The 12064-nt window shown below is 37.6% G+C and carries 11 protein-coding genes; 8 read left to right on the plus strand and 3 right to left on the minus strand.

Annotation, left to right across the window (positions count from 1 at the left end):
- Window positions 1–3 precede the first annotated feature (3 nt).
- The 3 genes from TOL5_RS07645 to TOL5_RS07655 all read left to right on the plus strand — a co-directional run bounded on the left by TOL5_RS07645 (window position 4) and on the right by TOL5_RS07655 (window position 2412).
- Entirely contained in the window at window positions 4–903 is a 900-nt protein-coding gene (locus TOL5_RS07645) for an NAD(P)-dependent oxidoreductase (RefSeq protein WP_082186468.1), read from the plus strand.
- Window positions 904–1104: 201 nt separating this feature from the next.
- A complete protein-coding gene (locus tag TOL5_RS07650) occupies window positions 1105–1344 on the plus strand; it encodes a hypothetical protein (RefSeq protein WP_004828927.1) in 240 nt (79 codons plus the stop codon).
- 315 nt (window positions 1345–1659) lie between these two features.
- On the plus strand, window positions 1660–2412 hold the full coding sequence (locus TOL5_RS07655; protein ID WP_058967458.1) for a class II aldolase/adducin family protein: 753 nt from the start codon (window positions 1660–1662) through the stop codon (window positions 2410–2412).
- 100 nt (window positions 2413–2512) lie between these two features.
- Here the strand turns inward: TOL5_RS07655 and TOL5_RS07660 are convergent, their stop codons facing one another.
- Window positions 2513–3202, minus strand: coding sequence for a pirin family protein (locus TOL5_RS07660; protein ID WP_004828923.1), 690 nt, complete (start codon window positions 3200–3202; stop codon window positions 2513–2515).
- 173 nt (window positions 3203–3375) lie between these two features.
- Complete coding sequence (locus tag TOL5_RS07665) at window positions 3376–4605, minus strand: L,D-transpeptidase family protein (protein WP_004828919.1); 1230 nt, start codon at window positions 4603–4605, stop codon at window positions 3376–3378.
- Between the two features lie 272 nt (window positions 4606–4877).
- Between TOL5_RS07665 and hemE the strand changes: the two genes are divergently transcribed.
- The 4 genes from hemE to TOL5_RS07685 all read left to right on the plus strand — a co-directional run bounded on the left by hemE (window position 4878) and on the right by TOL5_RS07685 (window position 9489).
- Entirely contained in the window at window positions 4878–5951 is a 1074-nt protein-coding gene (gene hemE, locus TOL5_RS07670; protein WP_009587053.1) for a uroporphyrinogen decarboxylase, read from the plus strand.
- A 21-nt stretch (window positions 5952–5972) separates the two neighbouring features.
- Window positions 5973–6779 (plus strand): DUF817 domain-containing protein, encoded by an 807-nt coding sequence (locus tag TOL5_RS07675; RefSeq protein ID WP_171428664.1) that lies wholly within the window; start codon window positions 5973–5975, stop codon window positions 6777–6779.
- 144 nt (window positions 6780–6923) lie between these two features.
- Window positions 6924–7394, plus strand: coding sequence for a DUF3015 family protein (locus tag TOL5_RS07680; protein ID WP_121775288.1), 471 nt, complete (start codon window positions 6924–6926; stop codon window positions 7392–7394).
- 163 nt (window positions 7395–7557) lie between these two features.
- A complete protein-coding gene (locus TOL5_RS07685; protein ID WP_121775287.1) occupies window positions 7558–9489 on the plus strand; it encodes a DUF4105 domain-containing protein in 1932 nt (643 codons plus the stop codon).
- Window positions 9490–9511: 22 nt separating this feature from the next.
- On the opposite strand, the gene TOL5_RS07690 is transcribed toward TOL5_RS07685, so the two are convergent.
- Complete coding sequence (locus TOL5_RS07690) at window positions 9512–10330, minus strand: helix-turn-helix domain-containing protein (RefSeq protein ID WP_121775286.1); 819 nt, start codon at window positions 10328–10330, stop codon at window positions 9512–9514.
- 303 nt (window positions 10331–10633) lie between these two features.
- Here TOL5_RS07690 and eat point away from each other — a divergent pair, with 303 nt between their 5' ends.
- Window positions 10634–12064 (plus strand): ethanolamine permease, encoded by a 1431-nt coding sequence (gene eat / locus TOL5_RS07695; RefSeq protein ID WP_121775291.1) that lies wholly within the window; start codon window positions 10634–10636, stop codon window positions 12062–12064.

Raw genomic sequence — 12064 nt, forward strand, 5'->3', positions numbered from 1 at the left:
GTGATGAGCAATAATACAAAAGACAGTGAGTTGCCCCATGTCGCATTCATCGGGCTTGGGGCAATGGGATGGCATATGGCTTCCCATCTGCCAAAGGTATGTAAAACAGTAAAAGTCTGGAATCGAAATTTTGAAAAAGCCCAACAACATGCGCAAAGCTTTGGAACAATTGCTGTAAATTTACAAGAAGCAGTACAGGCAGACATTATTTTTTCTTGTTTACCCACCAGTGCAGATATTGAAAACTTGATTGCAAGGGTCAGTTTAAAAGCTGGAAGTATTTGGGTGGATTGTACCAGTGGGGTTCCCAGTTCAGCGTGTCAATTGGCAGAAAAGCTAAAAAAGTTAAATATTGATTATTTGGATGCACCTGTTTCAGGACAAACCATCGGAGCAGAAAATGGCACTCTGACCGTGATGTTGGCAGGTCATTATGATGCCTGTCTACGTGCAAAGCCATTTATTCAAGCCTTTGCTGATCTCATTGAATATGTGGGCGAAAGTGGTTCTGGTTTTGCAGTAAAAGCTGTTAACAATAGTTTAATGGCTGTGAATCTTTGGGCAGCCGCCGAAGGGCTAAGTATTTTAAAAGCCCAACAAGTGGATTTAGCAGCGGCGCTTAACTGTATCAATCATTCCAGTGGGCGAAGTGGTATGTCTGAAACCATCGTTGCACAGAGAATCTTGAATGGTGCATTTGATCGAAGCTTTGCTTTAAACCTGCTTCAAAAAGATATGGGGATCGCTATAGATTTAATGCGTCATAGCCAGCTCGAACTTCAAGTATTGCAAACAACCCATGCTTGCTATGATCTGATTAAAACAACAGATGCAGCATCCATGGACTTTTCAGCAGCAATACAACGTTTGGAGCAAGACACAGGCTACAAATTACGGTTTTAATGACTTGGTTTTAAATATTTGAAATTTAAATAATATTTAATTTATCTTATTGCTATTCTAGCAATAGAAATATCTCAAAAATGTTGATCTCTATATTGAATGCCCTGTGCGACAATTTTTGTCGCACAGGGCATTTTTGTATCTAGTAATAGTTTTCCCAATTTATATAATAGAACCTGTAAGCACGATGAGATTTAAAATATGAATGATTTAATTAAAGTACGCGACGTTTTAAAGAATATTCAAAATCAACATAATAAAAATCGAGCCATTTCTTTGGTAGGAATGGTTGATTTAAATGAACTTGATATTACATGGTTGATTGAAGAAAATTATATTGAAATTGATGATGCTATTTCATATTTAGATAATAAAAACATTGTTTTTATTAAGGATTTAACTTTTAAAGGTAAAAAATTACTCTACCAACTTAGTGTCTAGTTAAGTTTTATAAAAACAATAAGACATGAATAAGAATAAGATAAAACAATAATCGTTTTTTATTTTTTTTTGAAAAAAATAATAATAAGAATATGGCTGAATAACAATAAGTGAAAAAGAAAAATAAATAACAATAAAATATGATAATTGATAATTTTAAATCCAAATCAATAGGTCAATATTGGTTTGGATTTTTTACGTTTAAAATAAGCAATATTATGCATGGGCGCGTCATTCACGAATTAAAACTTGTATCGTGGTGGAACACTGGTTAAAAATGAATAACGATCAATCGATACTAAAAAGGATTTTAGGATGAAACGACCAAAGTATATGCAAAAATCAGAATGGGAAGCACGTTGCCAGTTGGCAGCACTGTATCGTTTAATTGCATATTTTAAAATGACAGATTTGATTGATACACATATCAGTTTACGCGTTCCCGATGAATCTGATCATTTTCTGATTAATCGTTATGGCGTGACTTTTGATCAAATGACTGCTTCTGATTTGGTCAAAATTGACCATCAAGGCAATATCGTGGCGAAAGGTGATCAAGGTAAGATGGTCAATGTTGCTGGATTTGTGATTCATTCTGCCTTACACCATGCCAATGATCAGATTAACTGTGTGATTCATACCCATACAGCAGATGGTATTGCCGTTTCTGCACAAGAAAAAGGGTTATTGCCTTTGTCTCAACATGCACTGAAGTTTTATAACAATATTGCCTATCATGAGTATGAAGGGATTGCTTTTTCAACCGAAGAACGTGAGCGTTTAGTTAAAGACCTTGGTGAGCATCGTTGTATGATCTTACGCAATCATGGTTTATTGGCAACAGGGAATAGCATAGCTCGAGCATTTCATGAAATTTATTTTCTTGAACGTGCCTGTCAGATTCAGATTAAAGCCATGAGCAGTTCAAAGTTACATTATCCGAGTAGAGAGGTTTCAGAATATACTGTGAAGCAATTTGAAAGTGAAGCTGCTGAACCGATTATCTGTGCAGCTTGGAATGCTGCATTATCATTGATCAAAGATCAGAAAAAGGATTATTGTCGTTGAGTGGGGGAGTACTCGCCCTATCTTGAGCTGAATAGGCAGTTTTGAAATAGTATAAAAAAACCTCCATATATTGCATATGGAGGTTTTTATTTCAGCAGGATTAACTGTTTAAATCAAACCAAATAAATTGGCTGTTTTCATGTGCAGTGAGTGTTGAATCTTCATCAAATAAGTAAGCATCGCCTGCTTTCAGTACTTGACCGGCAATATCAATCTCACCTTCGATCACATGCACATAGTTAAATTTTTGAGTCGCTTTAACGTCTAAGCTGCGATCTTTTTCCAAATACGCTGCTTTGATTTCAGCATTTTGACGAATGTGCATAGGAGCATCATCATTTGGACCAACAATCAATTGCCATTCATTCGGTGATTTTTTAGGATCACGTTCGATTTGTTGATAATTCGGTTCAGCATCACGAACATTTGGAATCACCCAGATTTGAAGCATATGAACAGCTTCATCACCTTGGTTAATTTCGCTGTGTTGTACACCAGTACCTGCACTCATCAATTGCCATTCACCTGCATTGATATGACGTTCATTTCCCATACTGTCTTTATGTGAAATTGTGCCTTTCAATACACAGGTCAAGATTTCCATATTGTCGTGAGGATGAGTACCAAAGCCATTGTGTGCGGCAATCGTATCGTCATTGATTACACGTAAAGATCCTACACCCATGTATTTTGGGTCATACCAGCTACCAAATGAGAAGCTGTGTTTGGTGTCCAACCAACCCATTTTGACATGACCACGATTTTCGCTGTGATGTAAAAAAGTATTCATCTCAAATCTCCAATTCTTTATTTTTTAACATGAGTTCATATTAGTATTTAAATAATTGAGATGAAATAATGAAATTACAACACATTGTTTTGTTTTTGCAACGCTGTTTAACAGGTGCTTTAAATAAAAAAACCAGTGCATTAGCACTGGTTCTATACGGTTAAAGTCTTTGATTATTCAAGGAACTTAACGGTAACACCTGATTTCACTTTTTTACCGAGATCATTTGCATCCCAGTTGGTTAAGCGGATACAACCATGCGATGCAGTCTTAGAAATCGCAGATGGGTTTGGTGTACCATGAATACCAAATGATTTTTTGCTTAAACCAATCCAGATATTACCTACAGGTGCATTAGGACCAGGTGGTAATGACAGTGGTTTCAAGTTTTTACCTTGTACAAAGTTGCTCGGTGAGTAGCTGTACCACGGATTACGTGCTACACCAGTTACTTTATAAGTACCTGTTGGTGACGGAGTATCTGAACTACCAATGGTTGCAGGGAACGAGCCAACCATTTGGTTTTGCGCATTAAACAAATACAACTGTTTGGCGCCTTTATGCGCAACGATCAAATGAATGTTCTCAGGTAATTCGTTACGGATATTGGTAACAATGATTTTTTCGCCAACTTTGTTGAAGTTCGCTTTGGGATTAAGTTTCTTTAAGAAATCTTCATCCATATGGAACTTTTCGCCCAACATTTCTGTAACACGTGTGTAGTACAAACCCGGCATTTTTGCTTGTAATGCATAATCATGTGGGATTGATTTTGCATATGGACCTTTTAAGTCCTCCGCAGTGATAGCGTATTCAACAAAAGCTGGTTTGTTGCCTTGTTGAGTCACAAGTGCATCCCAAGTTTCTTTGGTTAATTCACCTGTCGGTTTAATACCATTCATTTGTTGGAATGAAGCAATGGCTTTCAAGGTGTTCATACCACTTGAACCATCAATAGCACCAGGAGAAGCGTGAGCATTATTTAACATGACATGCGCACGTGCATAAACAGGGAATTGTCCTCTGCCAATATTTTCATACCATTGAGCGTTGTTTATTCCGTCTAAAGTCCAAGATGCTTTAGCTGCATTTGGATTTGTAGGTGTTTTCGCTGGCGTAGTTTGTGGTGCAGATGGCGAAATTGCTGTATCTGAAGTTTTATCCTCAGTTTTTTCTAAATTCTGTAGCGTGTTTGCTGCTTTGTCCAAATCTTGTTGCTCTTGCGGACTGATCTGTGCTTCTACACTTGAAGCAGAACTGTCAATGGCAAGTGGATCGATAGGATCTTCAACAGGAGCAGCAACTTTTTTAGGCGTTAGCGGTTGCTCAGCTGTAGATGCAGCAAATGCTGTACCTGTTAACACACAGCTTAAACTCAAAGCAAGAATTGAGCGAACGAACATGTAGATCAACCTTAAGAATTATTCATAATTTATGACTAAAAATCTGCTTAAGTATTACAGAATTTATAAGGTGTTGCAGTATTTGTTTTGTGTTAATCATTTTTTTCTATAGACATTTTTGTCCCAGATGAGTTTTGTTTTGTTTTCGTATACAAAATTGCTGCTCAAATCAATAAGCTCAAAACTTTATTGAGAAAAATTTTCAAGAAATGAATATCAGTGGGACCTTTTTGTTATGATGGTGCGAAATTAATATTTGATTGGGAAAGTAAATGACGACCTTAAAAAATGATCGTTTTCTACGTGCCTTATTGCGTGAACCTGTAGATACCACACCAGTTTGGATGATGCGTCAAGCAGGACGCTATTTACCAGAGTATCGTGAAACACGTGCTAAAGCGGGTGATTTTCTTTCTCTTTGTAAAAATACTGAATTTGCTTGTGAAGTGACGTTGCAACCATTACGCCGCTATGAATTGGATGCTGCCATTTTATTTTCAGATATTTTGACAGTACCTGATGCTTTAGGTTTAGGGCTTTATTTCGAAACAGGTGAAGGACCTAAATTTCATAAAACTGTGCGTACCGAACAAGATGTCGCAAATTTACCCAAATTTAATGCCAAGTCTGATCTTGCCTATGTCATGAATGCAGTTTCAACTATTCGTTCTGCATTGGCGGGTCAAGTGCCTTTAATTGGTTTTTCAGGCAGCCCTTGGACATTGGCTACCTATATGGTTGAAGGTGGTTCAAGCAAAGACTTTCGATTCACCAAGCAAATGATGTATGCGCAACCCGAAGTCTTACATGCATTATTAGACCGTCTCGCTGATGCCGTAATTGATTATTTAAATGCCCAAATTGAGGCAGGTGCTCAAGCTGTTCAAATTTTTGATAGTTGGGGTGGTACATTAGCACATCGTGAATATCTAGAATTTTCACTGAAGTATATGCAAAAAATCGTTGCTGGATTAAAACGTGAAAATGAAGGGCGTAAAGTGCCTGTAATTTTATTTACTAAAGGTGGTGGTCAATGGTTGGAACCAATGATCGCGACAGATGCAGATGCGTTTGGTTTAGATTGGACAACACCTTTAAATGTTGCACGTCAAACAGTGAATGGACGAGCAGCATTACAGGGTAATTTAGATCCTGCAACGCTCTATGGTTCAGCCACGACGATTGCAAAAGCAACTCAGGCAATGTTGGATGATGCCTATGCGAATGGTGAAAAAACAGGTTATGTCGCCAATTTAGGTCATGGCATAACCCAGTGGGTGGATCCTGATCATCCAAAAATATTTATTGATACTGTACATGATTATAGTGCGAAATATTTAGGCTAAGTGTTTTTTATTAATCATATGATGAACTACTTTAAATCATTGTTTGAATTTCTATCTAAGGCAGCTTCAGCTGCCTTATTTGGTATTTTATTGCTGATCGCATTTATCATCACGGCTAAAATGGGAAGCCAAGAGTTTTACGGTTTTTTCCGTTATGACTATCTATTATTTTATGCACTCATTATTCAAGCCTGTTTGCTTTATCTAAAATTAGAATCATGGGCAGAAGCTAAAGTCATTGCTTTGTTCCATATCATGGCAATGGGCATGGAAATTTTCTTGACTCATCCGCAAATTGCTTCTTGGCAATACCCTCAACCTGCTGTATTTAAAATTTTAACTGTGCCTTTGTTTGCAGGGTTTATGTATTCAGCAGTCGGAAGTTTCTTTGCACGATCATTGCGCTTATACCAAGTCTCATTTTTAAATTTACCTCGTTTTGGCAATATGCTGAGTTTAGCTGTGTTGTCTTATATCAACTTTATGAGTAAATTTTTTATTCCAGATTTTCGCAATGTGCTTTTTATCTGGAGTGTAGTAATTTTCTGGAAAACTAAAATATCTTTCAGATTACAACAACATGAGTTTCAGCTTCCAATGTTGCCTGTACTGATTGTTTTGGCATTTATCATTTGGATTGCTGAGAATATCAGCACTTTCAATAAAATATGGCTGTATCCGAGTCAGGTCGATGCATGGCATATGGTGGGTTGGGGGAAACTCGGTTCTTGGTATCTGTTATTGCTTTTAAGCTTGGTCTTGGTGCTTAAGATTTTGGGAAATCGAATGGAAAATGGTGATTGGTCACTTAAAAAATACAATAATTAATTTTTAAGTGATTAAATTTTGATTTGCTTATCTGAATTTATGTGATAAATCTACGTGGGTGTAACATCCGTTGCATAGTTTGCAAAACAACAATTCACATATGTTGTATTAAAAATAATACATATGAAAATTCTGGAGACTTATATGTTAAAAAAAATCGCTTTAGCTACTGTATTGGCTGCGGGTTCTAGTGTTGCTATGGCTGATCCAGACGTCGGTTGTGGTGTGGGTTCTCAAGTTTGGGCTGGTCAATCTGGTAAAGTGCCTAAAATTTTAGCAGCTACCACAAATGGGCTGTTTACTAACCAATTACTCGGTATTACTTTTGGTACTTTAGGTTGTAATGGTAATGGTAAAGTGACTGCGCAAGTGGTTACTTTTACGAATGAAAACTCTGAATCACTGGCACGTGATATGGCTGTCGGACAAGGTGAAAGCTTAACTGTACTTGCATCTTTGTTAAATGTTAAAGATGCTGATAAGGCACATTTCTATGCTGTGGCTAAATCTAACTTTGCCAATATCTATTCAGTAGAAAATCAAAATTCTCTACAAGTATTGGCATCACTTCAACAAGTGATGGCAAATGATGCTGTTTTAAAAGCTTACGTTTAAGCCAGAAAAAACCCTGCTTTGGTGCAGGGTTTTTTTATTCAAAATTATTGCTCAATATACGATTGAAAATGAAACAAGATAAGCTACATGAAACAGGGAAAGTCGTGAGTTGATCCCAACTTATAATTACCGCATTTTATAACCATGATAAATTGATGATTGAATGAAATACATATCACTTAGTTTTAGCGTATTCAGCACATTACTGACCATTTATTCCCATGCAGAAACACCAACATTAGAACAACAGACCTTAGCGAACTATTTGCAACTAGCTCAACAAAAACAATTGGCTGCACAGGTAACATGGAAACGTTTACTTTATGCTGATGGCACTGCTGAACATGGATCAAATCAAAAAAAGCGCAATCAAAGTGAAGTCAGCTATTCAGGTTATTTCTATGCTCCAGATGGGCGAACCAATATTCAACATGAGTTAGATGCCGATATCAAAGCATTGTTCCAAAAGGCTGAACCGAATCAATCCATTCGCTGTAAATTTCCTGCCCGAAGCCAGTGGTTGATGCAGCAGTTAAATATTACTGAACAACAGTTACCTGTTATTTCTTGTCCGGAATTTGATCAATGGTTTGGACAAATTAAACCTTATAAAGCCACTTTGATCTATGCGACGGATTTTATGGGAAATCCAAGTTCAATGTTTGGACATACCTTACTTCGGCTTGATCCAAAAGATCAGAAGCAATTGAATTTGGTATCCTATGCAATTAACTATGCTGCCACCGTCAATAGTGAAGACAACTGGTCATATGCGTGGAAAGGTCTGGTTGGAAAATATCCAGGTGAATATTCATTAATGCCGTATTATCGAAAAGTAAAAGAATATGGTGATTTTGAAAGTAGGGACCTTTGGGAATATGAACTGAGTCTAAATCCAGAAGAAACAGCATTTTTAGTCAAACATATTTGGGAAATGCAAAAAGTTAATTTTCCTTATTATTTTGTCAGTGACAATTGCGCTTATCGATTGCTTGGTTTACTTGATCTTGTTCGCTCCGATTCAAATTTACGAAAAAAATTTACTTATGCTGCCATACCGATTGAAACCATTAAGGCAATTGATCAACAAGGGTTAATTCAAGAAACGGTGTATCGTCCTGCATTAGAAACACAATTAAATTCGCAAGCCAAACAGCATGGTCATCGGCTAGCTAAGATAGCACATGAAGTTGCATCATTAGAACCGCAACAGATGCCACAAGCGATTGCTGCCTATAATGAAGCAGATCGAGCTAAAATTTTAGAAATGGCGTATGACGATTTATACTTACAGTTTGTAGCGCGACAAGTCGATGCAGGCTATACACAGCCACGTTTTAGACAATTGCTCGGGTTGCGTAGTCAGATTTCAATTGCAAAGCAACGTCAAGCGCCCGCTGAACCTAAGATCAACCCCGTCAAAGGGCATGATGCACGTAAATGGTCAGTTGCTGTAGGTGAGGTTCAAGGAGATAAGTATGCTGAGCTTGGTCATCGACAGGCTTATCATGACTTAACTGATCCACAAGGTGGTTTCCGAATAGGGACGCAATTACAGTTCTTAGATGGTGCGGCGCAGTGGCGAAATGACCGTTTAAAGCTCGAACATCTTGATCTACTCACAGTGAACTCGTATAACCCGATCACCCCTTTTAAAACACCAATAACCTGGGGCTTTACTTTGGGTTGGCAACAAGAAGCAATTCAAAATGGGCAGTTTACGGACCAACAACAACATGGTGTCATGAGTGCAAAAGCGCAGTCTGGTTATACCATTGCAGATGATGATCGGAAACATTTGTGTTATGCCGAGTTGCAAACTCAGTTGCAAGCAGGAAAGTCATTGGATAAGGGATGGCGGCTAGGATTAGGTCCAACTGTAGGTTGTCAAAATATTTGGTCGGATCGGCTGAATAGTGTAGTTCAAGTGGAATTGCCATATTGGCAAGATACAAGTCAGTGGAATTTACGGGTGAATAGCTTGTTTCAATACGCAATAGATTCACAAAATAGTGTGCACCTAAAATGGGAATATCAACAACAAAATCAAATAGATTGGCAGAAAGTCGGTTTGGGTTTTATTCACTATTTTTAGGCAGTTACAATCATCGAAAAAATTATCCAAGTAGGTTTTGGATTCGTATTCGAAGAATTTGTTGCCACTTGCGTAAAAAAGGGCTTTTGCATTTTGTAAAATAATCACCTTGATCAAGCTCTCGGATTGTATCGAGATAACCTGCGTCAAGTGCTTCTTCGAGTAGTTTAAAATCCGCAAAAACTTCAGCCTGAATTTGATAAGTTCGGGCGCAGATCAATTCGCCAACTTTATTTTTTAAATATGAAATTTCAGATTTTAGTGTGTTGAGGCTGATATTTTCATCCTCATATAGATAAAGGTGTAATTGTTCTAAGCTTAAGCCCATCGGATTGAGAATTAAAATACAGATGATTTCAAATTGGCGTGGTGTTAGAAGTACAGGCTGGTGATTGATTTTTATTTCATATTGGTTTGAATAAGCTTGGATGGACAAACACTGTATTGGTTCTTGATTTATTTTTTGTACAATCATCTCTGCACATTGCGTTGCAGCCAATTGTCCAAAAATATTTTCTTGTTTAAAACGGTTAAATAAAATCACCTCGCCATAAATATAGTGAGTTTTTATGTCGAGAATAGGAGCTTTGTAAACATATTCATTCTGTGATTCAAAGGGATACTCTATGTGTTGTTGTGAAGGCAATTGACTCGGATGGGATGTACACCAAAACAAACCTTTATACATATCCCAAATTTGTATCGTAATTAAAGCCAAGGATGCGGTATTGAGTAAGTCATTTTTACAGGCAATTAACGCAAATCTTAGCTTTTGATTTGCAAGTGAATCCTTCTGTGTTTGTTTTAGATTTTGATTCAAAGCATCAGTTTTTTCATCCATGGTCTTGGTCACATTGCACTTTATTTGTGTATAAAATCTAAATACTATATTAATTTTATTAAATAAATAGCAACTATGTATTTTTACTCCTTTTAATTTTTGCTTGATGATCGTTTTGTCCAAGTTCTATTTTTAAAATGTTCTTCAACTTTTTTCCTACCTTTGTTTGTTAGATTGAAATTGAATCTGTTTTAACGGAAGAAACAGAACACTGATTAAAACAAATGAATAAAAATTGATGTGACCCAAGGAAAGGCACTTTTTTTGCTTATACAAGAAAAGGCAATTAAAAAAGGAACGATGATGAGCGATCACAATGAACCATTATCTGTCGGTAGGGCGGGTGATTCCAAAGATTATTTTGCACAAAGAGAACTTAAAAAAGGCGCAGTCGGCTGGCTGTTATTGGTTGGTTTGGGTGTTGCCTATGTGATTTCAGGAGATTTTGCGGGTTGGAATTTCGGGATTGCACAAGGCGGTTGGGGCGGGATGTTTGTCGCGGTTGTTCTTGCTGCCATTATGTATTTATGCATCTGCCTTTCCATGTCTGAAATGTCGACCATGATGCCCACAGCAGGGGGAGGTTATAGTTTTGCTCGGATGGCTTTTGGTCCATTTGGGGGTTATCTGACTGGAACTGCGATCTTGATTGAATATGCGATTGCGCCAGCAGCAATTGCGACATTTATTGGTGCATATTGTGAGTCCCTATTTGGTATTGGAGGGTGGATCATCTATTTGATGTGTTATTTGGTCTTTATGGGGCTTCATTTAAAAGGTGCAGGTGAAGCGCTTAAAATCATGTTTGTGATTACTGCGATCGCCGTCGTTGCAGTTGTGGTGTTTTTAGTGGCTATGGTTCCCCATTTTAATAGTGCGAATTTATTTGATATCGCAGTTGATTCATCAAAAGTAGGTGCAAGCAGCTTTTTACCTCAAGGCTATTTAGGCATTTGGGCAGCAGTTCCTTATGCGATTTGGTTTTTTCTTGCAGTTGAGGGTGTTCCTTTGGCTGCGGAAGAAGCAAAAAATCCTGCACAATCTTTACCTCGTGGTTTGATTGGAGCCATGTTGATTTTAGCTGCATTTGCTATTCTGATCTTAATTCTTAGTGCTGGCGCAGCAGGTGCAAGTGTATTGAAAGACTCAGGTGCGCCGTTGGTGGATGCACTTGTTAAAGTTTATGGGCATGGTTGGTTAGCCAATTTTGTTAACTTTGTCGGTTTGGCTGGTCTAATCGCAAGCTTTTTTTCCATTATCTATGCCTATTCACGACAAATTTTTGCACTTTCTCGGGCAGGTTATTTACCGACTTCGTTGTCTTTGACCAATAAAAACAAATCGCCTTATTTAGCCGTAATTATACCGGGCATTATCGGTTTTTTATTATCACTAACCAAACAGGGTGATCTGCTGATTTTAATCGCAGTATTTGGAGCAACGATCTCATATGTATTGATGATGATGGCACATATTAAGTTGCGCATTTCTCAACCTGATGTATATCGCCCATATCGAACTCCAGGAGGGATTGTAACCTCAAGCATTGCTTTGATTTTGTCGGTTGTTGCTGTGGTTGCAGGATTTCTTGTTGATCCTAAAGTTTGGTTTATTGCTTTGGGTATTTATGTGGTGTTTATTCTGTATTTTCTAGTATATAGCCGCCATCATTTGATTTCAGGGACACCCGAAGAAGAGTTTGCCAGTATTAAGGCAGCAGAGCAGGAATTATAA

Origin of the sequence: Acinetobacter sp. Tol 5, assembly GCF_019702905.1 — a bacterium.
GTDB lineage: Bacteria > Pseudomonadota > Gammaproteobacteria > Pseudomonadales > Moraxellaceae > Acinetobacter > Acinetobacter bereziniae.